10 protein-coding genes (1 of these 10 only partly in view) are annotated in these 25014 nt (G+C 63.4%); 3 read left to right on the forward strand and 7 right to left on the reverse strand.

Features of this window, described 5'->3' with window-relative positions; all coding sequences use genetic code 11:
* From MRY17_RS14865 to MRY17_RS14880, 4 genes are all read right to left on the reverse strand, one after another.
* A protein-coding gene (locus MRY17_RS14865; protein WP_243352386.1) for a non-ribosomal peptide synthetase crosses the window boundary here: on the reverse strand, nucleotides 1–2307 show its beginning. The gene continues 12165 nt to the left of window position 1, outside the view; 2307 of the gene's 14472 nt are visible here — the first part of the coding sequence; the start codon lies at nucleotides 2305–2307; its stop codon lies beyond the left edge, outside the window.
* Nucleotides 2304–15227 (reverse strand): non-ribosomal peptide synthetase, encoded by a 12924-nt coding sequence (locus tag MRY17_RS14870; RefSeq protein WP_243352387.1) that lies wholly within the window; start codon nucleotides 15225–15227, stop codon nucleotides 2304–2306. The genes MRY17_RS14865 and MRY17_RS14870 overlap by 4 nt, the downstream gene beginning before the upstream one ends.
* Nucleotides 15228–15694: 467 nt before the next feature.
* Complete coding sequence (locus tag MRY17_RS14875; RefSeq protein WP_243352388.1) at nucleotides 15695–16015, reverse strand: hypothetical protein; 321 nt, start codon at nucleotides 16013–16015, stop codon at nucleotides 15695–15697.
* Between the two features lie 402 nt (nucleotides 16016–16417).
* Nucleotides 16418–17827, reverse strand: a complete 1410-nt coding sequence (locus MRY17_RS14880; protein WP_243353946.1) for a PAAR domain-containing protein — start codon at nucleotides 17825–17827, stop codon at nucleotides 16418–16420.
* A gap of 555 nt (nucleotides 17828–18382) precedes the next feature.
* On the opposite strand from MRY17_RS14880, the gene MRY17_RS14885 reads away from it, so the two are divergent.
* From MRY17_RS14885 to MRY17_RS14895, 3 genes are all read left to right on the forward strand, one after another.
* Complete coding sequence (locus MRY17_RS14885) at nucleotides 18383–18634, forward strand: DUF6124 family protein (RefSeq protein WP_191951854.1); 252 nt, start codon at nucleotides 18383–18385, stop codon at nucleotides 18632–18634.
* A 569-nt stretch (nucleotides 18635–19203) separates the two neighbouring features.
* Nucleotides 19204–19455, forward strand: a complete 252-nt coding sequence (locus tag MRY17_RS14890; protein ID WP_243352389.1) for a DUF6124 family protein — start codon at nucleotides 19204–19206, stop codon at nucleotides 19453–19455.
* A gap of 945 nt (nucleotides 19456–20400) precedes the next feature.
* A complete protein-coding gene (locus tag MRY17_RS14895; protein ID WP_243352390.1) occupies nucleotides 20401–21333 on the forward strand; it encodes an aliphatic sulfonate ABC transporter substrate-binding protein in 933 nt (310 codons plus the stop codon).
* A 224-nt stretch (nucleotides 21334–21557) separates the two neighbouring features.
* Here MRY17_RS14895 and MRY17_RS14900 read toward each other — a convergent pair whose 3' ends face one another.
* Genes MRY17_RS14900 through MRY17_RS14910 form a run of 3 tightly spaced genes read right to left on the reverse strand, consistent with a single transcriptional unit; the run spans nucleotide 21558 to nucleotide 24796 of the window.
* Entirely contained in the window at nucleotides 21558–23033 is a 1476-nt protein-coding gene (locus MRY17_RS14900) for an FGGY family carbohydrate kinase (RefSeq protein WP_243352391.1), read from the reverse strand.
* Nucleotides 23034–23037: 4 nt separating this feature from the next.
* A complete protein-coding gene (locus MRY17_RS14905; protein WP_124358836.1) occupies nucleotides 23038–23970 on the reverse strand; it encodes a transketolase family protein in 933 nt (310 codons plus the stop codon).
* Nucleotides 23960–24796 (reverse strand): transketolase, encoded by an 837-nt coding sequence (locus MRY17_RS14910; protein WP_191951858.1) that lies wholly within the window; start codon nucleotides 24794–24796, stop codon nucleotides 23960–23962. The genes MRY17_RS14905 and MRY17_RS14910 overlap by 11 nt, the downstream gene beginning before the upstream one ends.
* Nucleotides 24797–25014 lie beyond the last annotated feature (218 nt).

The raw sequence follows: 25014 nt of genomic DNA on the forward strand, positions 1-25014 counted from the left end.
GCCCGCGCACAGCGCCGGCCACACTTCCCAGGCCATCGCATCAAAGCCGAAGCCGGCCACGCTGGCGGTGTGCCGCCCGGCGCGCAGGTCAAAGGCGCTGCAATGCCAGTCCACCAGATTGGCCACGGTGTGGTGCTCCACCATCACCCCTTTGGGCAGGCCGGTGGAGCCGGAGGTGTAGATCACATAGGCCAGGTTCGACGCCGTCATGGCCACGTCGGGATTGCTCGCCGAGTGGTGCTGCCAGGTGTAGCGGTCCAGGTTGATCACCGGCACGTCCAGATCCGGCAGGCGCTCGAGCAACGCGTGCTGGGTCAGCACGGCCACCGGGGCGCTGTCGCTGAGCAGATAGCTCAGGCGCTCGGCCGGGTGGGACGGATCTACCGGCACATAACAGGCGCCGGCCTTGAGGATCGCCAGCAAGCCGGCCAGGGTGTCCAGGCCACGGCGCGCGACGATGGCCACGCGGTCATCGGGCTTGACCCCCAGCGCCAGCAGATGATGAGCCAGCAGGTTGGCTTGCTGATTGAGTTCGGCGTAGCTCAGCGTGCGGTCCAGGCAGACCGCCGCGATGGCGTCCGGCGTCAGCGCGGCCTGGGCCTCGATGCGCGCGTGCAAGGTGCTGCCCTGGGGGAACACCGCCTGGGTTGCGTTGAACTGCTCGAGCAGCAGGCGCTGCTCGGCCAGCGGCACCACCGGCAGTTGGTTGAGCGCGGTGTGCGGCGACTGTTCCAACGCACTCACCAGGTTTTCCAGGGCGGTTTGCAGGTAGGCGCAAACGCGGTGCGGGTCGACCTGGGGGCAGGCGAGCAAACGCAAGATAAAGCTATCGCCCAGGTCATCCACGCTCAGGGTCAGCGGGTAGTTGGTGCGCTCCTGCGAACTCAACATTTCGATGCCCTTCCATGCCGCCACAGCCTCGGCCTGGTTGCCGGAACCACTGTGCCGGTAATTGAGCAACGCACTGAACAGAGGCGTAGGCGCAGTCACTCCGCTGCAGCGCTGGGCCAACGCCAAAGGTGCGTGCTCATGGCGCAGCAACGTCGTCAGCCGTGCATGGGTGTCCCTGATGCCCGTGCGCACATCCGCATGACCGACATCCACCCGAAACGGCAACGTATTGATGAAAATCCCCAGCGCTCTGTCGGTCTGCTGACCGCCCTGCATGCGCCCCATCAACACCGTACCGAACACCACACTTTGCTTGCCTGCCAGCACGCTCAGCACCTGCGCCCAGGCCATATGGAACACGCTCGCGGCACTGACGCCCAGTTGGCGTGCCTGCTCGCGGATACGTTGATTGAGCGCTGCCGACAGCGGCAAATCCGCTTCGACGATATCGCGGCCATCGCCCTGCACATCCTGCAGACCGAAAGGCAAGGTCGGCTCGCTGATATCGCTGAGCATCTGACGGAAAAACGCCTCGTGCTCCTGCTCGCTGACGCCCAGCCGCGCCTGCGCCACGTAATTGCGAAACGGGATGGGCTGGCCCAACTGTTCGCCACGGCCTTGCAACAGCGCCTGCAGTTCATGGCGCACTACGTCCAGCGCGCTGTGGTCCAGGGCCATATGATGAAACAGCAGCATCGCGACCACGCGCTGGCCGGGTTCGTCCCAGGTGCGCACCAGGCGCAACAGCGGGGCCTGGGTTACGTCCAGGCGGTAATGGCGAACATCGAACAGCTGGCGCAATTGCGATGCGACATCGCCGTCAGCCGGGTCCAGCTCAAGGGCTTGCACCGGCAGCCGGGCCTGGCGCCGGACCACTTGCGAGGGCTGTTCAAGGCCTTGCCAAACCACGCCGGTACGCAGGATATCGTGCCGATCCACCACGCCCTGCAAGGCGTTGGCAAACTGCTCGAACCGCGCCAGGCTGTCGAAGGCGAACTGCGACTGCATGATGTACGGGTCACCCTGCTCCGTGCTCGCGTGGTGGTAGAGGATGCCTTCCTGCAACGGCGCCAGGGGGTAGATGTCCTGGATATTCGCCACGCCGCCCTCGACGGTGGCGACGATCCGCTCGATCTCGTCCTGGCTCAGGGTGGACAGGGTCAACATGGCCGGGGTAATGCGCTCGGCGCCCGGGGCGATGCCGTTGGCCGGTACTTGCACCTCACCGGCTTTGCCGGCCGAGTATTCACCCGCCTTGATCCGTTCGATCAGGGCCGGCTTGTGTTCGCGCAACGCAGCGAGGATCGCCGGGTCGCTCAAGGCTTGCTTGTTGCCTTGTACGGACAGTTGCTCGCCTTTGAGCGCCAGTTGCACATCCTTGGTTTTCAGGGTTGCCAGCAATTGTTGGATGTTCACAGGACGATCTCCATTCGTTCGGTCATTGCGGCGTAGCCGGCCAGGGTCGGTTGCTCGAACAGCCCTCGCACATCGGCTTCCATGCCTTCCTGGCGCAAGCGCCCGATCAAGCTCACGGCAAGCAGTGAATGCCCGCCCAGTTCAAAGAAATTGTCATGGCGCCCCACGCGCTCCACGTCGAGCAACTCGGCCCACAACCGGGCCAGCAGGATCTCGGTGTCGCCTTCGGGCGCCGCGTACTCACCCACGCTCAGCGCGTGCACACCGGGGGCCGGCAGGGCCTTGCGGTCGAGCTTGCCATTGGGGCTCAGGGGCAGCGCGTCGAGGTGCATGAACAACGCGGGCACCATGAAGTCCGGCAGGTGCTGCAAGAGCTGGCTGCGCAGCGCCTCGATGGCGGTGGGCAGGCCGGTGTAATAGGCCACGAGACGGTCCTCGCGGGCCAGCACCACAGCGTCCCTGACTGCCGGGTGCTCGATCAGTCGCGCCTGGATTTCTCCCAGTTCGATGCGCAGGCCGCGTATCTTCACCTGGTCATCGTTGCGGCCCAGGTACTCAAGATTGCCGTCCGGCAGGTAACGGCCAAGATCGCCGGTGCGGTACATCCGGCCCGCGCTGAACGGGTCCTCGAGGAAGCGTTCGGCGGTCAACTGCGCACGGTTGAGATACCCCCGCGCCACCTGCACGCCGCCGATGAACAGTTCACCGACCACGCCCAGCGGCACCGGCTGCAATTGGGCGTCCAGCACGTACATGCGCGTGTTGGCAATCGGCTTGCCGATCGGCGTGTTGTCCGGCACGTCGGTGCGTGCGCAGTTCCAGGCGGTCACATCCACCGCAGCTTCGGTCGGGCCGTACAGGTTGTACAAGCCGATGCCCGGCAGTTGCTGCTTGAAGCGCCGCACCAGGCTGCCCGGCAAGGCTTCGCCGCTGCACATCACACGCACCAGCCCGGCGGCCTGGCTGACATCGCCGTGGGCCAGGAATACGTCGAGCATCGACGGCACAAAGTGCAGCGTGGTGATGTGCTCCGCCTCAATCACTTCGCACAGATACGCCGGGTCCTTGTGTCCGCCCGGCCGCGCCATGACCAGGCGGGCGCCGGTCATCAGCGGCCAGAAGAACTCCCACACCGACACGTCGAAGCTGAAGGGCGTTTTCTGCAACACCGCATCCTGCGCGTTGAGGCCGTACGCGTCCTGCATCCACAGCAGGCGGTTGACCACCCCGGCATGTTCATTGATTACGCCCTTGGGCTGGCCGGTGGAGCCGGAGGTGTAGATCACATACGCCTGATGCCGGGCGGTAAGGTCCGGCACGCCGGGATTGGTGCTCGGCTGGTGCTGCCAGGTGTCGCGATCCAGATCAAGGGTGGGTATATCACCCAGCAAGGCGCGGGTTGCGCCGTGGGCCAGCACCACCACCGGTGCGCTGTCGTGCAGCATGTAGGCGAGGCGCTCGTGGGGATAGGCCGGGTCGAGCGGCACATAACCGCCGCCGGCCTTGAGGATGGCGAACAGGCCGATGACCATGTCCAGGCCACGCTCCAGGCACACGCCAACCCGCGACTCGGGCCCTACGCCCAGTTCACGCAGGTGATGGGCCAGACGGTTGGCCCGCTCGTTGAGTTGCCGATAGCTCAGGCACTGATCACCCGCTTTCACTGCCTCGGCCTCCGGCGTGCATGAGACCTGCGCCTCGAACAAGCCGTGCAACGTCTGGTCAAGGTGGTAATCGACTGCGGTCGCGTTGAAACCGTGCAAGAGTTTTTCGCGCTCCTGCTGCCCCAGGATCGACAAACGGCTGATCGGCAGGTGCGGCGCCTGTTCCAGCGCCTCGACCAGTCCAAGCAAAGCCGTCTGCATATAACCGCAGACGCGTTGCGCACCAATATGCGCGGGGGTCATGACGGTCAGGCGGAAACCGTCGCGCTGGTCATCGACGTTCAAGGTCAAGGGGTAGTTGGTGCGTTCTTCACTGGCCAGGGTGTGAATCCCTTGCCATGCCTGCGACACCGTCGCGTCCTGGCTGGCGCTGTGGCGGTAATTGAGCACTGCGCTGAACAACGGCAGCGGCGCGGCGACGCCGCTGCAACGCTGGGCCAGGGCAAGCGATGCATGTTCATGGCCGAGCAGTGCCGTCAGGCGCTCATGGGTGCGCTTGACAGCCGCGCGCACACCGGTCTCATCGATATCCACGCGCAACGGCAAGGTGTTGATGAACATTCCCAGTGCACGGTCGCTGCCTTTGCCCCCCTGCATACGGCCAAGCAGCACGGTGCCGAAGACCACGCCGTGCTGGCTGCTCGTGCTGGCCAGCACCCGCGCCCATGCCAGATGAAACAGGCTGGCGGCGCTGACACCCGCGAGTCGGGCCTGGGCCCTGAGGCGCTGGCTGAAAGTCGGGGCCAGGCTTTGCTGCACCTCTTCGATTGCACTGCCGTCACCTTGGACGTCCTGCAAGCCGAATGGGAGTGTCGGCTCGTCGATGTCTCCCAGCATCTGGCGGAAGAATGCCTCATGCTCCTGCTCTGCGACGCCCAGGCGCGCCTGAGCCACATAGTTGCGGTAAGGAATGGCTGCGTCAGCGATCAGGGGCTGCCCGAGCAAACTGGCTTGCATCTCCTGACGTACGCTGTCGAGTGCCGTGTGATCGAGGACGATATGGTGGAACAGCAAAATCGCGACGACCCGCTGCTGACCGGGGTCCTCGGCATACACCAGGCGGACCAGCGGGGCCTGGGACATCGGCATCCGGTAATGGCGCGGATCAAAACGCTGGTGCAACTGCTCGATGGCGTTGCCTTGCAGCGATACGCACTGCACGGCCAGTTCAGCCTTGCGCCACACCACTTGCAGCGGTTGCACCAGGCCTTCCCAGACCACTGCGGTGCGCAGGATATCGTGGCGATCGATCACCTGTTGCAGCGCCTGGGCAAAGGCGTCCAGACGTTCAAGGCTGTCAAACGCCAGGTGCGATTGCAGCAGGTACGGGTCGCCCTGCTCGGCGCTGATGTGATGGTAGAAAATGCCTTCCTGCAACGGCGCCAGCGGATAGATATCCTGCACATTGGCGGCGCCGCCGGGGACTTGGTCGATGACCTGATCCAGCGTCGACTGCTCCAGCGTGACCAGCGACAGCATGTCCGCCGTGATGCGTTGGCAGCCGTCAGGAATACGATTCGCCGGCACCTGCACTTCACGCCCACTGCCCACGGCGGCGGCCAGCGCGGCCAGGGTCGGCTGGCTGAACAGCACGCGCACATCGGCGCTCAGGCCCACTTGGCGCATGCGCTCGATCAGGCTGACGGCCAGCAATGAATGCCCGCCCAGTTCGAAGAAGTGGTCATGGCGCCCCACCTGCTCCACCTGCAGCACCTCGGCCCAGATCCGCGCCAGGCGGGTTTCCACCTCGCCCTGGGGCGCTTCGTAGTCACGGGTCAGCAGCGCGGCCTGATCGGGGGCCGGCAGGGCCTTGCGGTCCAGCTTGCCGTTGGCGGTCAGGGGCAAGGCCGCAAGTTTCACGTAAGCCACCGGCACCAGTGCCTCGGGCAGTTGCGCCTGCAGTTGCGCGCGCAGGGATTCGATCGACAGCGCCTGATGCTCGGTGAACCAGGCGATCAAGCGGCCTTCGCGCACCAGCACCACCGCTTCCGCTACGCCATCGAGCGCGACCAGGCGGCTTTCGATTTCGCCCAGTTCAACCCGCACCCCGCGCAATTTGACCTGGTCATCGTTGCGCCCCAGGTACTCCAGGTTGCCATCGGGCAGCCAGCGCACCAGGTCGCCGGTGCGGTACATGCGCCCGGGGTTGAACGGGTCTTGCAGGAAGCGCTCGGCGGTCAGGTCCGGGCGGTTCAGGTAACCGCGCGCCACGCCGCGGCCACCCACATACAGTTCACCGGCCACGCCCACCGGCACCGGACGCAAGTGCGCATCCAGCACGTAGCTGGTGGCATTGGCGATGGGCCGGCCGATATGCAAAGGCTGCCCGGCCCGTACGCGGCCGGAGGTGGCGACCACCGTGGCTTCGGTGGGGCCGTAGTTATTGATCAGGGCAAACCGTCGTTCCTGGCTGAACTGGCGCAGGCGGTCGCCCCCGATCAGCAGCATGCGCAGGGTCGGGTGTTGCAGGTTCAGGCTGAAGGCGTACTCGGCCACCGGAGTGGGCAGGAAGCTCACGTCCAGCGGCTGCGCCAGCCACCAGGCCAACAGTTCGTCGATGTTTTCGTTGCCCACGCTGGCGGGCGGCAGGTGCAGGGTCGCGCCCACGCACAGCGCCGGCCAGACTTCCCAGGCCAGCGCATCGAAACCGAAACCGGCGACGCTGCTGGTATGGCTGGCAGCCCGCAGGCCAAAGGCCTCGCAGTGCCAGTGCACGAGGTTTTCCACGTGGTGATGTTCCACCATTACGCCCTTGGGCTGGCCAGTGGAACCGGAGGTGTAGATCACGTAGGCCAGGTGCGCCGGGGTCAATGTGCCGAGTTGCGGATTGCTCGGGGGATGTAGCTGCAAACGCGGGTCCTGCAGGTCGACACTGGCGACGCCACCGAGCAGGTCTCGGGTGCAGGCTTGCGAGAGCACCGCCACCGGCGCACTGTCCTGCAACAGATAGGCGATCCGCTCGGCCGGGTACGCCGGGTCGATCGGCACATAGCCCGCACCGGCCTTGAGAATGCCGAGCAGGCCCACCAGCATCTGCGGGCCGCGACGGCAGCAGATCGCCACGCGGTCATCCGGCTGCACGCCAAGTCCGAGCAGGTGATGCGCCAGCTGGTTGGCGCGTTGATTGAGCTGCTGATAGGTCAGTGCCACACCGTCCTGCATCACCGCAACAGCCTCGGGCTGACGCTCGGCCTGCACTTCAAAGGCGCCGTGCAGAGTGTGCCCGCGCGGGAAGTCATGGGCGGTGGTGTTGAATTCGCGCAGCAGCGTGTCGCGTTCCGCCGTCGGCAGAATCGGCAGGTGATGCAGGCGGGTGTTCGGCGCATTCTCCAGAGCGGCCACCAGTTGCGCCACGGCGTTGTGCATGTAGTCGCACAGGCGCTGGGCGCCGATCTGCGGCAAGGCCAGCACGGCCAACGCAAAGCCCTCGCCCAGGTCGTCCACACTCAGGGTCAGCGGATAGTTGCTGCGCTCTTCGCCGCCGAGCAGTTGTACGCCCTCCCAGATCCCGTGGCCGTCGCGGGCCATTTCGCCGGGGCTGCTGTGACGGTAATTGAGCAAGGCGCTGAACAGCGGCGTGGTCGTCGCCACCCCACTGCAACGCTGGGCCAGGGCGAGCGAGGCATGCTCATGCCCGAGCAAGGCGCTCAAGCGTGCATGGGTGGTCTTGACCGCGTCGGCGGCAGCGGCCGCCACATCGACGCGCAGCGGCAAGGTGTTGATGAACATGCCCAGGGCGCGGTCCGCCCCGTCGCCGGCCTGCATGCGGCCCATCAGGACAGTGCCGAACACCACGTCGTCGCGCCCGGACACCAGCCCCAGCACCTGCGCCCAGGCCAGGTGCATCAGGCTTGCGGCGCTGACACCCAGGTGGCGTGCCTGCTCGCGCACCCGCTGCGCCAGCTCGACCGGCAATTGTAGTTCGGCTTCTTCGATGGTGCGGCCGTCGCCTTGCACATCGTGCAGGCCGAATGGCAGCGTCGGCTCGTCGACATCGGCGAGCATGCCGCGGAAAAACTGCTCATGCTCGGCCACGCTGACTCTCAGGCGCGCCTGGGCCACGTAGTTGCGAAACGGCGCGGCCTCGGGTAAGTCATCGGCCTGCTCCAGCATGAAGGCCCGCATCTCCTGGCCCACCACTTCCATGGCGGTATGGTCCAGGGCCAGGTGGTGGAACAGCAGGATCGCGGCGACACGCTGATTGGCCGGGTCCTGGGCGTAGACCATACGCAGCAGCGGCGCCTGGGTAATGTCCAATCGATAGTGGCGCGCATCGAAGCGCGCATGCAGTTGTTCGATGATGCCGCCGTCGGCCGGGTCCAGGCTGACGGCCTGCACCACCAGCTGCGCCTGGCGCCACACCACTTGCACCGGGCTGTCCAGGCCTTCCCAGACCACCCCGGTGCGCAGGATGTCGTGGCGCGCCACCACCTGCTGCAGCGCGCCCATGAAAGCGTGCAAGCGTTCGAGGCTGTCGAACGCCATGCGCGATTGCAGCAGGTACGGGTCGCCCTGTTCAGCGCTGATGTGGTGATAGAGGATGCCTTCCTGCAACGGCGCCAGCGGGTAGATATCCTGCACGTTCGCCGCACCGCCCGGCACGTTGGCCACGATGCGTTCGATGGCGGCTGCGTCGAGTTGCACCAGGCTGAGCATCGACGGGGTGATGTGCGTGCAACCTGCCGGGATGCCATTGGCCGGCACCACGATTTCACGCCCGCTGCCCACCGCCGCCGCCAATGCCGCCAGGCTGGGCTGGCTGAACAGCACGCGTACATCGGCGCTCAGGCCGACGCGGCGCATGCGCTCGATCAGGCTGACGGCCAGCAACGAATGCCCGCCGAGTTCGAAGAAATGATCATGCCGCCCGACGCGCTCGAGCTTGAGCACGTCCTGCCAGATCTGCGCCAGCAGGGTTTCCACCTCGCCCTCGGGCGCCTCGTAGGCACGGCTGAGCAGGGCTTGCGGGTCTGGCGCGGGCAAGGCCTTGCGGTCGAGCTTGCCGTTGTTGGTCAAGGGCAGACTGGCCAGCGGCATATAGGCCGAGGGCAGCATGTAGTCCGGCAGCAGGCCTTGCAGGTGGGCGTGCACCTCGTCGATGCCCAATGCGGCGTCGGCCCAAGTGAAATAGGCCACCAGGCGCTTGTCCCCCGGCACGTCCTCGCGGGCCAGCACGGCGACGTCGCGGATGCCCGCGCAGCTCGCCAGACGCGCCTCGATTTCGCCCAGCTCGATACGGAAACCACGGATTTTCACTTGGTCGTCATTGCGTCCAAGGCATTCGAGCAAGCCGTCCACCGACCAGCGCCCCAGGTCGCCCGTGCGGTACATCAGGGCGTGAGGCTGCTCGGAAAACGGGTCGTGCACGAACTTTTCGGCGCTCAGGTCCGGGCGGTTCAAATAGCCCTTGGCCACGCCATCGCCGCCAATGCAGATTTCGCCGGTGATGCCCAGCGGCACCGGCTGTAACTGTGCGTCCAGTACATAGATTTGGGTGTTGGAAATAGGCCGACCCACCGGCACGCTCTCCACGTCATCGGCAAGTGCGCGCACTTCGTAGGTGGTGGCGTAGGTGGTGGTTTCGGTCGGGCCATAGCAATGCACCAGGCGCAGTGCCGGTGCCTGGGCCAGCAGGCTGCGGAAGGCGGCCGGGTCGGCGCGCTCGCCGCCGCACAGCAGAATGCGCAGGCCAGCCAATGCCTCGGGAATCAGCTGCACATACTGGTTGAACAGCGCGGTGGTGACGAACAGCACCGTGGCACCGGCAAGCTCGGCGCTGAAGGCCTGCGGGTCGAGTACGGTGGCGTGGTCGATCACCTGCACTTGCCCACCGTTGAGCAGCGCGCCCCACACATCCATGGTGCTGGCGTCAAACGCCGGGTTCGAGGCAAAGGCCACGCGGTCCTGGGCATTGAAGTCGGCGTAGCCGTTATTGATCACCAGCCGGGTAATGCCGCGCTGGGGCACCAGTACGCCTTTGGGCGTGCCGGTGGAGCCGGAGGTGTACATGATGTACGCCACGGTGTCGGCGGACTGCTCCCGCTCGGGATTCTCCACAGGCAGCCCGTCGAGGTTCAGCCCGGTCAGGTCGTCCAGCACCAGGCGGGCGCCGCTGTCCTGCACCATGAACGCTTGGCGGTCGGCCGGCGCGTTGACATCCAGCGGTACGTACACCGCCGCGCACTTGAGCACGGCCAGTTGGCTGACCACCAGCTCGATGCTGCGCGGCAGCGCCAGGGCCACCGGCTCGCCGGCTTGCACGCCTTGGCCGATCAGGTAGTGAGCCAGGCGATTCGCGCGGCGGTTGAGGTCGCGGTAACTCAGGGACAGTTTGCCCTGCACCACTGCCACCGCTTCAGGCCGTGCCAGCGCCTGGGCTTCGAACAGCTGGGCGACGCTCAGATGCGCCGGGTAGTCGCGGCGAGTGGCGTTGAACTCCACCAGCAATTGACGGCGCTCAGCCGGCGGTATGATCGACAGCGTTTGCAGCGCGGTGGTCGGCGCCTGTTGCAGCGCCGTGACCACTTGGCGCAGCGCAGTGAGCATGTAGTGCGCCACACGCTGCACATCCAGCGTAGCGATGCCTTGCACGGTGAGGGCCAAACCTGTGCCCAGGTCATCGACGTTGAGCACCAGCGGGTAGTTGCTGCGCTCTTCGGAACTGAGCACCTGAATGCCGGACGCGGCGAACGGGCTGTCACCCGGTGCTTCATCCGGTGCGCTGTGGCGATAGTTGAGCAAGGTACTGAACAGCGGCAACGACGCCGGCACGCCGCTGCAGCGCTGGGCCAGGGCCAACGAAGCGTGTTCGTGACCGAGCAATTGCGCCAGGCGTGCGTGGGTGGCACGCACGCCGGCCTGCACCCCCGTGGCGCCAACGCCGACCCGTAGCGGCAAGGTGTTGATGAACATCCCCAGCGCCCGATCGGCGCCCTCGCCGCCCTGCATGCGCCCCAGCAACACGGTGCCGAACACCACGTCGCGCTGGCCGGACACCTGGCTCAGCACCTGCGCCCAGGCCAGGTGCACCAGGCTTGCGGCACTCACGCCCAACTGCCGTGCCTGTTCGCGCAGGGCCAGGCTCAGCCCCGGCTCCAGCGGCAGATGCGCTTCGACGATACCGCTGCCGTCGCCCTTCACATCCTGCAAGCCGAAGGCCAGGGTCGGTTCGTCGATATCGCCGAGCATCTCGCTGAAGAAGGCCTCGTGCTGCGCCTGGCTCACACCGAGGCGCGCCTGGGCCACGTAGTTGCGGTACTGCACCGCGTCGGGCAACTGCGCGCTGTTGCCGCACAGGCTGGCGCTCATCTCTTGCACCAGCACGTGCAGGGCGGTGTGGTCGAGCAGGATATGGTGCAACAGCAGGATGCCGACCAGGCGCCCCGCGTCCTCGCTGTACGCCAACCGCATCAGCGAAGCGCGTGACAGGTCCAGGCGATAGTGACGGGGGTCGAAGCGCTGTTGCAGAGATGCCAGGGCATCCTCGCCCGTGGCCTCGACCCGCTCGACCGCCAGCGGCGCCTGACGCAGCACCACCTGCACCGGTTCATCCAGGCCCTCCCAGAGGATCGCGGTGCGCAGGATGTCATTGCGCTCGATCACGCTGTGCAGCGCCTGGACAAACCCGTCCAGCGCGTTCTGGTCAGCAAAGCTGAACTGCACCTGCAACACGTAGGGGTCGCCCTCTGCGGTTGCCAGGTGATGGTAGAGAATCCCGGCCTGCAACGGCGCCAGGCCGTAGATGTCCTGCACATTGGCGACGCCGCCGGGTATCGCCTGGACGATGTGGTCGATGGCGGCCTGATCGAGGTCGACCAGGGGCAGCATGTCGGGCGTGATGGCCGCGCTGTGCTCTTCAATGAAATTGGCCGGCACCTGCACTTCATGCTGGCCGCCCACCGCCGCCGCCAGTGCCGCCAGCGTCGGTTGGCCGAACAGCACGCGCACATCGGCGCTCAGGTCCACCTGGCGCATGCGCTCGATCAGCTTGACCGCCAACAGGGAATGGCCGCCGAGCTCGAAGAAATTATCCTCACGCCCTACCCGGTCGACCTTGAGCAAGTCCTGCCAGAGCGTGGCGATGGTGGTTTCCACTGCGCCCTGGGGCGGGGCATAAACACGCCGGGCCAACGCGTCGGTATCGGGTGCTGGCAAGGCCTGGCGGTCGAGTTTGCCGTTGGTGGTCAGCGGGAATCGCTCCAGCAGCACAAAGGCAGCGGGCACCATGTAATCGGCCAGGCTCAGCAGCAGATGGTCGCGCAAGGCGGCCGCAGTGGGCGCACCGTCAGCAATCACATAGGCCACCAGGCGCTTATCGCCGGGGCTATCTTCCCGGGCAATCACCACGGCGTCGCGCACGCCCTCGGCAGTCACCAGATGCGCCTGGATTTCACCCAATTCGATACGGAAACCGCGGATCTTCACCTGATCGTCGTTGCGCCCCAGGTATTCGACGCTGCCGTCGGCCAGCAAACGGCCAAGGTCGCCGGTCTTGTACATGCGCAGGCCGGTGGCCGGGTCGGGCAGGAAGCGTTCGGCGTTGAGCGCGTCACGGTTCAGATAACCACGCGCCACCCCGGCGCCGCCCACGTACAACTCACCGACCACGCCAAACGGCAGCGGCTCGCGCTGGGCGTCAAGGACGTACAGTTGCAAGTCCGGGATGCGCACGCCAATCGGGCTTACGCCGACCAACTGCGCGTCGGCCGCTTCCAGCGCGCGGTAGGTCACGTGCACGGTGGTTTCGGTGATGCCGTACATGTTCACCAGTTGCGTACCGGCATTCACCGCCCGCGCATACCACGGCTTGAGCATGCCCGGCTCCAGGGCCTCGCCGCCGAAAATCACCTGGCGCAACGAATGCGCCCGGTCGCTGTTGCCCTGCGCCGCGATCAACTGGCGGAACGCACTCGGCGTCTGGTTGAGGATGCTCACCGAGGCTTCACAGAGCAGCGCGTAGCACTCATCCGGTGAACGGCTGACCAACTGCGGCACGATCAGCAACTGGCCGCCGTGCATCAGCGCGCCCCAGATTTCCCACACGGAAAAGTCGAACGCAAAGGAATGGAACAGCGCCCACACGTCGTGCTGGTTGAAGCCGAACCAGTGTTGGGTGGCACTGAACAGGCGCGCCACCTGGCGGTGTTCGATCATCACGCCCTTGGGCTGGCCGGTGGAGCCGGAGGTGTAGATGACATAGGCCAGGTGGGCCGGGCTCAGGTGCAGGCGCGGATTGACCGTGGCCTGTTGGTGCAGGGCGTCGAGGTCGATCTGCGCCAGGTTGCCGACCAGGTGCCGGGTATCGGCCTGCACCAGCACCGCCACCGGCGCGCTGTCGCCCAGGGTGTAGGCGATGCGTTCCTGCGGGTACGCCGGGTCGATCGGCACGTAGCCGGCACCGGCCTTGAGGATGCCGAGCAGGCCGATGATCATTTGCGGGCCGCGCTCCACGCAGATCGCCACGCGCGCGTCGGGGCGCACGCCGTGGGCCAGCAGCGCATGGGCGACCTGGTTGGCGCGGTCGTTGAGTTGACCGTAGGTCAGGCAGTGCTGTTCGAAACGCACGGCAATCGCGTCGGGGCGGGCGGCGGCGTGGGCTTCGACTTGCTGGTGGATCAGGGCGGTGTCGGCGTAGTGCGCGGGGCTTTGATTCAGGCGGTGCAGCAAGGTATGGCGTTCGAGGTCAGGCAGGATGTTCAGGCCGCTGAGCGGCATATCCGGTCGCTGTTCAAGGGCATCGGCCAGGCTTTCGAGCGCCGTGTGCAGGTAGCCGGCGACGCGTTGCGCGCTGATCGACGCATCGACCATCACCGTCAGCGCAAAGTCTTCACCCAGGTCATCGACATTGACCGTCAGCGGGTAGTTGGTGCGCTCCTCGGCGCCGAGCACCTGGATGCCTTCGGCGACCTCGATCACTGCGTGCATGTCGCTGGCGGCGCTGTGACGGTAATTGAGCATCGCACTGAACAGCGGCGCCGGCGCCGCCACCCCGCTGCACCGCTGGGCCAGCGCCAGTGAGGCGTGTTCGTGTTCAAGCAAGGTGGTGAGGCGCTCGTGGGTAGCCTTGATCGCGGCGCGTACGCCTTGCGCACCGACATCCACGCGCAGCGGCAAGGTATTGATGAACATGCCCAAAGCGCGTTCACCGCCCTCGCCCGCGCCCATGCGGCCGAGCATCACGGTGCCGAACACCACCGACTCACGGCCGGACACCACCCCCAGCACCCGGGCCAGCGCCAGGTGCATCAGGCTTGCCATACCGACGCCCAACGGACGCGCCAGACTGCGCAGGCGCAAGCTGAGGGCGTGATCAACCGGCAGGCGCGCTTCGTCGATGCCCAGGCCATCGCCCTGCACGTCCTGCAGGCCGAAGGGCAGCGTCGGTGCGTCGATGTCGGCGAGCATGTTGCGGAAGAAGGCTTCGTGGGCCTGCTCACTCACCCCCTGGCGCACCTGAGCGATATAGCTGCGAAACGCCACCGGCGGCGCGGCCTGCGCCTGCTTGCCGGCGAGGTACAGCTGGATTTCCTCGCGCACCCCATCGAGGGCGGTGTGATCGAGGATGGTGTGGTGAAACAGCAGCATCGCCACCACGCGTTCGTTGGCCGGGTCGTCGGCGAACACCAGGCGCAGCAACGGCGCCTGGCCCAGGTCCATGCGATAGGTGCGGGCATCGTAGCGTGCGAGCAGTTGGGCCAGGCGGTCGGCGCCGTCCAGATGCGCCTCTTCACAGACCAGGGTTGCCTTGCGCCACACCACCTGCAACGGCTCGTCGAGGCGCTCCCAGGCCATCGACGTGCGCAGGATGTCGTGACGATCGATCACCCATTGCAGCGCTTGGGCAAAGGTGTGCAGACGTGCGCGACTGTCGAACACGAACTGCGCGTGCAGCACGTAGGGGTCGCCCTGCTGTGCGCGAAGATGGTGGTAGAGCATGCCTTCCTGGAGCGGCGCCAGGGGGTAGATATCCTGCACATTCGCCGCCCCGCCGGGGATCGCCGCGACGATGCGGTCGATGGCGAGTTGATCGAGCGTGACCAGGGGCAGCATGTCCGGGGTGATGCGATAGGCCGGGCTCGACCAGTCGCCGCCATGCGCCGCGACCAGCTCAAGCAGTTGGGGCTTGTGCGCGATCAGTTGGTCCCACAGCGCGTCATCCAGCGCGTCGTCATCGCCCAGGACGATCAGGTCGCCCTCTTCCGTCTGCAGACGGATCGCATGGGTGGAAATCGCTGCCAGTAATTCGCTGAACTGCATGGGGAAACCTGCCTGATAAGTCACGGTTGAAGAGAATGTCCGTATTCAGTTTTGCCGCTTGAATCGGCTGCTCTGCGCCTTGAAAAAACAACGGGCGCAGCCGGGGGCCTGGAGAGGCTTCCGGCAGGCTTGGAAAATTAAGGGATTTGCGGGGCGGGGGGTGACATGGGAAGCGGGGACAAGGGAAGTGGGGAATGGTTCCCGGGGGGGGGGTTGGTTTAGGGCAATGACCGCTCGTGGTGACCTCAAGGCCAGTGCGGTTCTTAAGCGAATTTTCGTTGCAAAGGCAGCAATCCCGACACCTCAACGGTGTTCCGATAAGGTACCGAATAACAGTTGAGACTGTCGGGATTGTTGGTTTGGGACAGTCGATCCTCAATGTGAAATAGCCAGTCTCGATCTACCTGAGCCTCAGCAGCACAACCCCGATTAACATCCAAATGAAGGCAAAAATCATCGTCTTCAGATTAAGGGTGAGACGGCGTTAAGTCAGGTGGAAAATTTTTCAGATCGACTGGGTCCAATTCTCCAATAATCAGAGAAGCTTTCGGCCACAGCATCATTCCGGAAATTTTCCCCATCTCCAAGAGGGACCAAATCAAACCCCGCTTTCCAAGGCTTGGCCCCCAGATATAAATGTAGCGGCTGTTCTTTAGTGCCTCCTTTATGGCGTCCAGATAACGGTGGGTCAGGTAGAGGTTGTATGCGAGGGTCAAAGCTGCAAGCAGCATAGGGCCACCCAAAAATGAGATCGCAACCCAAGGAGACCAAGTGTCGATACTGCTCATGGTTGGTTGACTCAAGTTATCTGAACTTAACTAACACCGCGACAGCTATTGCCCAACACACCCCAGTGAACGCCATTGTTATCAGGACCATCAAACGGTGCTTGAGATGAGGCGGAAAATTCTTCAGATCGCCTGGATCCAACTCACCACTGATAATGGACGCCTTGGGCCACACAACCATTCCGGCGATTTTCGCCATCTCATAGAGAGACCAAATCAAGCCGCGCCTCCCCAAGCTGGGTCCCCAAAGGTAAATGTAACGGCTATTTTTCAGAGCTTCCTTTATAGCCTCTAGATGACAGCGGGTCATATACAAGCTGTATGAAAGTCCAACTATGGCTAGCAGAGTTGGCCCCCCTGCAACAATGAGCGCAATCCAAGTTGGCCAAGTATCGATACTGGTCATGGCTGGATAGTCTCGTAAATAAGCTCGCCCACGTATTCACCACCCATGCCACCGACAGTCGTACCAGCCCACGTACTTGCCCCTACCAAGGTGGCTACACAGATAACTCCTCCGATACCTCCTGTGGCTACTCCAATCCCCAAGCAGATCGAACCGCTGGCAGACGCGGCCATCGATCCACTGAAAGCCCCGATTAATGTTGAGCTGGCAAATTTCCCTCCCTCAGTAAGCTTGATCTTCTTACAAGCCGCGTCGGAATCAACGCTGCACACCTGCTGAACAGCCATCAGCGAAGACACTCCGCCAAGACCTATGCCGATATACCCACCTGCCTTCATATACTTTGTTGCACGACTGACCGCTTCCACATGAGCGGCATACCCCGGAATCTGCCCTGGCCCACCTGCCTTATCCCAGTGATGCACCAAGCTGCGACTGGATATACCAAGAGCCGTTTTTAACTTGGGGTGATCGCCCAGAGTTGTTTGTCCGCGTAACCGGGTTGAATTAAGTAAATGGGCATCCAACTGGTTCAAAAGACGCTGACGATCAGCAAAAAACTGTGGTGATCTAAGATGTCCATACTGTCGATAATTTTCCTGATGCAGCCGCTCCATCGCCTGGAGCGTGTCGCGCAGATTACTCAGGTGCTTTTCCACCACCACCGCACTGACGCCAAGCCACGTTGAGGTGTGGCCGATGAAACCGGCGATTTCGGCACCATGGCGATACAGAAAATCGGCCTCGTCCGGCGTAAGGGAATCCAGGGAGGCATCGACCTTCTGAGCAGCCTGCATCAATTGCGCTTCCTGATAGGTGCAGGAGGTGTTGTTCGGATCGCTGAGCACGATCATCGAGCCGGCTTTGACGTTGCCTGTGTTGGGGTTCAGCGTTTGAAATTTACGCATCACAGCCGGATCGAGATTTGGAAAAAGGGTGGCCTCCAAAGCCTCGCGGGTGATGCTTTGGGGCACGATATAAAAACCTGGGTCCTGACCCGATAGGCCGTTAAATGCAGACGGGACTGAATGGCTTGGTGTTGCATATGTGCCTTCAGAGGGCACTGACCAGCTGGTAGCTGCTCGGACCGGCACATTGGCTTGTTTGGCGGAGTTCGTAGCGCTGCTATCTTTCCCATATCGAGCTGAAAACACCGAAGCAATCAGCTCGGCTTTACAGGGGCAGTCGCTGTAACTATCCAGCGTACCGGCCATCAGCCGACCATGGCTGTTTATGTGGGAAACGCCACCGACGATCTTATAAGTTTGCCCGTCCTTGCCACAGGTGACTCGGTCACCTTCGCACGCATGGAAAAGCCCATTTATGTTGACTCTTTTATCTCCGTCTAGCACCTCCCCGCCGCAGGCGGTTTTATCACCCAGGCCAATGAAATAACCTACGCTCATTGTTGTTCCCTTTGTCCATGAAGTTTTTTGTCCGAATTTCCCTGCTCGTCTCGATAAGAAACCTGATGCGTGACGCTTTTCAATCGAGCTAAACGAGAACGAGGAAGTCAGCGGCAAGCCAAACTTTGAAGAGGGATTTACTTAGGGTAAAGTCGGACGATTCCGAGGTCTTCGTCGTATAAATCTGATAGATTGCTGACGGCCCCAGTCAGTAATCATTTCCCTTATCTGCACCGCCTGCTCGACACGCATTGTTAAAGGCCAGCAATCCATATCCCTTTAATTTGCAGGACGTTTCCTAGACAATCCTTCGGCCTTGCGCCTGCTCAATCCACTGGCTAGCCTTCGCTTCGTCGCTGCATATCAGCGATCGGGTGTGAGATCCCGAGTATGAGCAGGCGCCGAGCGCTACAACCGTCTATGGCGGCTATGTGCGGGCAGACTTCGGTCTGGCCGGGTCCTGTTTTCCGGTATCTCACCCCGCACATAGCTGCCACCTTTTGACGTGTGAGATCGGCAAAAGAATGGCTCCCAATCCAAGCAGGAGCTTCACGCATGAGCAAAATCGTCCCCGATCCACCCTATCCCGTTTTTGTTGCCCACGAAGACCTGAGCTTCGAAGACGCCATCGCCAACATTGCCTCGCTGCTACGCTGCGCCGCCACCACGGCCACCGAAACCGCTGAAGGCCTCAAAGGCACCCGACGCGATATGGCCTGTTCCACCGCCCACTTGATCGACATGGCCCGCACCCTCGCCGACCGCGCACTGGATTGCCTGCAACCCGGACCTGCCAGCACCCCATAACCCCGGTGGGAGGGGGCTTGCTCCCGATGCGGTGGGTCAGTCAATTAATCTGTATCTGACCCACCGTCATCGGGGGCAAGCCCCCTCCCACAGTTGGCCTGTGTCGCCTGATCTTGATTGATCGTTCCCATGCGGAGCGAGGGAAAGATCAAAAACGGATTTGCGGGGCGGGGGGGTTGGATCAGGGCAAATACTGCTCCCGTGGTGTGATAGTCATGTTGAGAGTCGTTTCCCATATCTGCATCGCCTGCTCGACATGCATTGTTAAAGGCCAGCAAGCCATATCCCTTTAATTTGCAGGACGTTTCCTAGACAATCCTTCGGCCTTGCGCCTGCTCAATCCACTGGCTAGCCTTCGCTTCGTCGCTGCATATCAGCGATCGGGTGTGGAAACCCGGGAATGAGTAGGCGTCATGATCGTATGCAAACGCTCAATGGCGGCTGTACGCGGGCAGACTTCGGTCTGACTGGGTCCTACTCCCCGGTTTCCACCCCGCGTATGGCTGCCACCCAATCTGCCGTGTGGAAACGGCACCGGATGGCGCCCCAACCGAGTAGGAGCTATGTCCATGAGCAAAATCGTCCCCGATCCACCCTTCCCCGTTTTTGTCGCCCACGAAGACCTGAGCTTCGAAGACGCCATCGCCAACATTTCCTCGCTGCTACGCTGCGCTGCCACCACGGCCACCGAAACCGCTGAAGGCCTCAAAGGCAGCCGACGCGACATGGCCTGTTCCACCGCCCACTTGATCGACATGGCGCGCACGCTGGCCGACCGCGCACTGGATTGCCTGCAACCCGGACCCGCCAGCACCCCATAACCCGGTGGGAGGGGGCTTGCTCCGATGCGGTGGGTCAGTCAATTAATCTGGATCTGAACCACCGTCATCGGGGGCAAGCCCCCTCCCACAGTTGGCCTGTGTCGCCTGATCTTGATCGACATGGCCCGCACCCTCGCCGACCGCGCACTGGATTGCCTGCAACCCGGACCCGTCAGCACCCCATAACCCCGGTGGGAGGGGGCTTGCTCCCGATGCGGTGGGTCAGTCAATTAATCTGGATCTGAACCACCGTCATCGGGGGCAAGCCCCCTCCCACATTGGCCTGTGTTGCCTGATCGTTGATCGACATGGCGCGCACGCTGGCCGACCGCGCACTGGATTGCCTGCAACCTGGACCCGTCAGCACCCCATAACCCCGGTGGGAGGGGGCTTGCTCCCGATGCGGTGGGTCAGTCAATTAATCTGTATCTGAACCACCGTCATCGGGGGCAAGCCCCCTCCCACAGTTGGCCTGTGTCGCCTGATCTTGATCGACATGGCCCGCACCCCCGCCGACCGCGCACTGGATTGCCTGCAACCTGGATCCGCCAGCACCGCATAACCCGGTGGGAGGGGGCTTGCCCCCGATAGCGGTGGGTCAGTCAACTAATCTGTATCTGAACCACCGTCATCGGGGGCAAGCCCCCTCCCACATTGGCCCGTGTTGCCTGATCGTTGCTTGACATGGCGCGCACGCTGGCCGACCGCGCACTGGATTGCCTGCAACCCGGACCCGTCAGCACCCCATAACCCCGGTGGGAGGGGGCTTGCCCCCTCCCACATTTGGACGGTGTTGCCTGATGGCTCGCGGCTCGATTTGACGGCTACACCCTCCGTCAACGGACAAGGCTTCAAGTGTCCTTAAGCTCAGATCGAAAGAGTATTTATCAACCGATTTTCAGAACCTTATGCTTCGGTTCATTCTGTTGAAAAATCGAGCCGCTCATGACCCTTCGCCGCCTTATCGCTGCTGTATCAGGATTGCTGGCTTTGTCCGTTGCCATAGGCGCCGACGCCCAGGAAACCGTACGTATCGGTTACCAGAAATCCTCGACCCTGATCACCCTGCTGAAAACCCAGGGCACCCTGGAAAAAGCCCTCAAGGCCGAAAACATTGATGTCAGCTGGCATGAGTTCCCCAGCGGCTTGCCATTGCTTGAGGCGCTGAATGTCGGCAACGTCGACATCAGCGCCGATGTGGCCGACACCGTGCCGATCTTCGCCCAGGCGGCCCAGGCCAGGCTCACCTACTTCGCCCAGGAAGCGCCCTCGCCCGCAGCCCAGGCCATCGTGGTGCGCAAGGACTCGCCAATCCAGCAACTGGCGGACCTCAACGGCAAGAAAATTGCCGTGACCAAGGCTGCCGGCACTCACTACCTGCTGATCGCCGCATTGAATAAAGCCGGCCTGGCATTCGCGGACATCCAGCCGGCCTATCTCTCCCGCGCCGCGTTCGAAAACAACAAGGTGGATGCCTGGGTCACCTGGGAACCGTTTCTGAGCAGCGTGCAACGCCAATTGCCGACGCGCACCCTGGCGGACGGTGCCGGGCTGGCCAGTTACAAGCGTTATTACCTGACGGGCACGCCTTATGCCCAGGCCCATCCCAAGGTGTTGAAGGTGGTGTATGCGCAGTTGGAACAGGCCGGCCAATGGGTAAAAGCCCACCCGCAGGACGCGGCGAAAGTGCTCGGGCCGCTGTGGGGCGATCTGGATGTGGCGACGGTGGAAGCCGCCAATGCGCACCGCAGTTATCAGGTGCAACCGGTGACGCTGGAGCAGTTGGCCGAGCAGCAGAACATTGCCGATGCGTTCTTCAAGGCAGGCTTGTTGCCCAGGGCGGTGGACGCAAAGGATGTGCAGACCTGGAAGCCTTGAAGGCCAGCAGCAATCCAATGTGGGAGGGGGCTTGCCCTAACGCCAGCCAGTCAAGGCTTTTGCAGGAGCGAGCTTGCTCGCGAAAAACTCACAGGCAACGCGTTCATTCAGGAAGCACGCGTTATTGTTGACGTTTTTCGCGAGCAAGCTCGCTCCTACAGTGGACGGTGTACGCTTAACTAATCGTCGCACCGCCCCCTCCCACATTTGGACTGCATGTGGCGTTAGAGAAGTGTGCGGGCCAGGGCCTTTTTCCATTCGGTGTAGCGCCCTGCCATCGTCGGATCATCCTGCGGCTCAAAGCGCTCGCGCTGACGCTCCAACTGCTCCAGCGCCGCATCACTCGCCCATATCCCCAACGCCCTGCCCGCCAGATGCGCCGCGCCCAGCGCCGACACTTCCGGCGACAGGCTGCGTACCACCGGGCGTTGCAGCAGGTTGGCCAGAAATTGCATCAGCCAGCGGTTGCGTGTGGCGCCGCCGTCGACCCACAGTTCCTGCAACGGGTGGCCGATGTCCTGCTGCATCGCTTCGAACACATCGCGAATCTGATAGGCGATGGACTCCAGCGACGCGCGCAGAATATGCGCGCCGGACGTGGCTTCAGTCAGCCCACAGATCAACCCACGCGCATCGGCTTGCCAATGCGGCGCGCCCAGCCCGGACAGCGCCGGCACAAAGTACACGCCGCCGTTATCCGGCAGTTGCGCGGCCTGCTCGGTCAAGGCGTCCAGGGAGTCCCCGGCCACCAGGCGCGAGGCCCATTGCACGGCGGCCCCGGTGTGGACGATGTTGCCCTCCATGGCGAACGTAGGCTTGACGCCATCATGCCACGCCAGGGTGGTCGACAGGCCGTGGGTGGACGCAATCGCACCGCTCATGGGGGTCATCAGGGAGGAGCCGGTGCCGAGGGTGGCCTTGACCAGCCCCGGCGCAAAACCGCCCTGTCCGTAGAGTGCGGCGTGGGAGTCGCCGATCATCGACATGATCGGGATGCCGGCGGGCAAACCACCCAACGCAACGGTGTGGGCGAAGAAACCGGCGCTGGCCTGGATGGGCGCCAACGCGGCCAACGGGATGGCGAACAGATCCAGCAATTGCGGGTCCCAGGCGCAGGTATGCAGGTTGAACAGTTGCGTGCGCGCGGCATTGGAGTAGTCAGTGGCGAACACCTGGCCGCCGCTCAGTTGCCACAGCAGCCAGCTGTCGACGGTGCCCAGGCAAATCTCACCGGCAGCGGCGCGGGCATGGCCGTTGTCCAGGTGGTCGAGAATCCAGCGCCATTTACCGGCCGAGAACATCGGGTCCAGGGCCAGTCCGGTTTTTTCCAGGATGAGGGCTTCGTGCCCTTGCGCGTGCAGTTGGGTGCACAAGGCGGTGGAGCGTCGGCACTGCCAACTGATGCACGGCGACAGCGGCTCGCCGGTACGGCGATCCCAGGCCACCACCGATTCGCGTTGGTTGCTGATCGCCAGCGCAGTGATCGGACGATCCACCTGGGCCAGGCAGTCTTGCATCGCGGCCAGGGTGCTGTGCCAGATAAACAGCGGGTCCTGTTCGGAAAAACCGGCCTGGGGATGGTTGACGCTCAACGGCCGCGAACCCCGGGCGATCACTTGCCCCCGCTCGTTGACCAGCACCGCCTTGGCGTTGCTGGTGCCTTCGTCGATCGCCAGGATCAGCGGAATGTTGTTATTCATGGCTTCACCGCAACCGAGTGGCAGCCGCCACAATCCCAGCCGCATCGATGTTATGCAAGGCTCGTGTCGGTTCACGCGCACCGGCGGCGGCGTATTCGCCATCGCCGATGCCCAGGCGGATCAAGGCAATACCCAGCCCGGCCTCGGCCAGCACTTCAGCCACCAGGCTGCCGACGCCGCCGTTGATGTTGTGTTCTTCCACGCTGATGACCGCGCGGGTGCCGCTTAGGGCACTGAGCAACACGTCGCGCTGCAAGGGCCGGATCGACGACAGGTTGATCACCTGAGCGTGGATGCCCTGCTCGGCCAACACCTTGGCCGCGTCCACCGCTTCATGCACCACCGAGCCCAGGGCCACAATGCTCAGGTCGGCGCCCTGACGCAGGATATCTACCTGGCCGGGGGTGAATTGATAGTCAGCGCCGTGCACGTCCGGCAAGGCTTTGCCGTCGAGACGGATATACACCGGCCCGTGGCAGCGCAGCGCGTAATCGACGATCTGTCGGCACTCCAGGGCATCCGCCGGGGCGAAGATCTGCACATTGCCAAACCCGCGCATCACTGAAATGTCGTCGAGGCTGTGGTGAGTGCTGGCCAGCGGGCCGTAGCTGGTGCCGGCGTTGAGGCCGAACATCTTGACGTTGGCCTGGTTATAGCAGACGTCGACCTTGATCTGCTCATTGGCGCGCGAGATCAGAAACGGCGCGGCGTTGCAGGTGGCGGCGATCTTTCCGCCCAGGGCCAGCCCGGCCGCGACGCTGACCAGCGACTGCTCGGCAATGCCGACGTTGATCAAGCGCTCGGGAAAACGCTGGGCAAACGGACCGATCTTGGCCGTGGAGGTGGAGTCGCTGACCACCGGCACCACGTCCAGCCCGGCGTCAACCGCGTCAATAAAGGCCTGCACCATGACACTCGCCAAATGTTCACTCGCCATGGTTCAACTCCTCCAGTGCTGCGTTGATTTCATCACCCTTGGGCACGCGGTGGTGCCATTCGGGGCGGGCTTCGATAAACGACACGCCCTTGCCTTTGATGGTGTGGGCGATCAGCACCTGGGGCGCGCCGGTGCGGGTCTGCATATGTTCCAGGGCTTCGATCAACTGGCTCACATCGTTGCCGTCGCACTCGCTGACGCTGAAGCCGAAGGCGGCCCATTTCACGTCAAGCGGGTCGAGCGGCATGATCTCGGCGGTCAATCCCGCCAGTTGCAGTTTGTTCTTGTCGACGATCACAAACAGGTTATCCAGCCCGTACTTGGCGGCCGCCATCGCCGCTTCCCAGTTGGAACCTTCGGCCAGTTCGCCGTCGCCGGTCAGCACGTAGATGCGCTTTTTGCTGCCGGACATTTTCGCCGCCAAGGCCAGCCCCACCGCCACCGGCAAACCGTGGCCGAGGGCACCGGTGTTGAGTTCGATGCCGGGGGTTTTCTGGCGCACGGGGTGGCCGGGCAAGTGGGAGTTGAAGTGTTGATAGGTCGGCAACCACGCCTCGGGGATGTAGCCTGCCTGTGCCAGGCAGCAATACAAGCCGCCGACGCCGTGGCCCTTGCTCTGGATATAGATATCGCGCTCGGGATCTTCGGTGCGTTCCGGGCCGGTGTTGAGGATGCGGAAATACAGGGTGGCGAGGATATCGGTTTCGGACAGGTCGGCCCCGGTGTGGCCACCGGCCGGTGAATCGGCGTTCAGGCGGATCACATGGCGGCGGATCAGGCGGGCCTGTTCCTTGATCTGGTGGGCGTCGTACTGGAAGGCATTCATGCAGCGGCTCCTGTGGGGCTGACCACGTGAGATAAAAGTGCCGAAAGCTGTGTTTGAATATTTATTCAGCATTGACAATATATTTCTATTTAGACGCCGATCTTCCGCGCGGTCAAGTGAGCGATCGGTGTAAAAATGAAAAAAGCCGAAGAAATATCACTCGGACAGACGGGCAAAATCCCACAGGGGCCGGTCTACACCGGGGCTTTGCACGCCGT

The sequence above is a fragment of the Pseudomonas orientalis genome (genome assembly GCF_022807995.1).
GTDB classification, from domain to species: domain Bacteria; phylum Pseudomonadota; class Gammaproteobacteria; order Pseudomonadales; family Pseudomonadaceae; genus Aquipseudomonas; species Aquipseudomonas orientalis_B.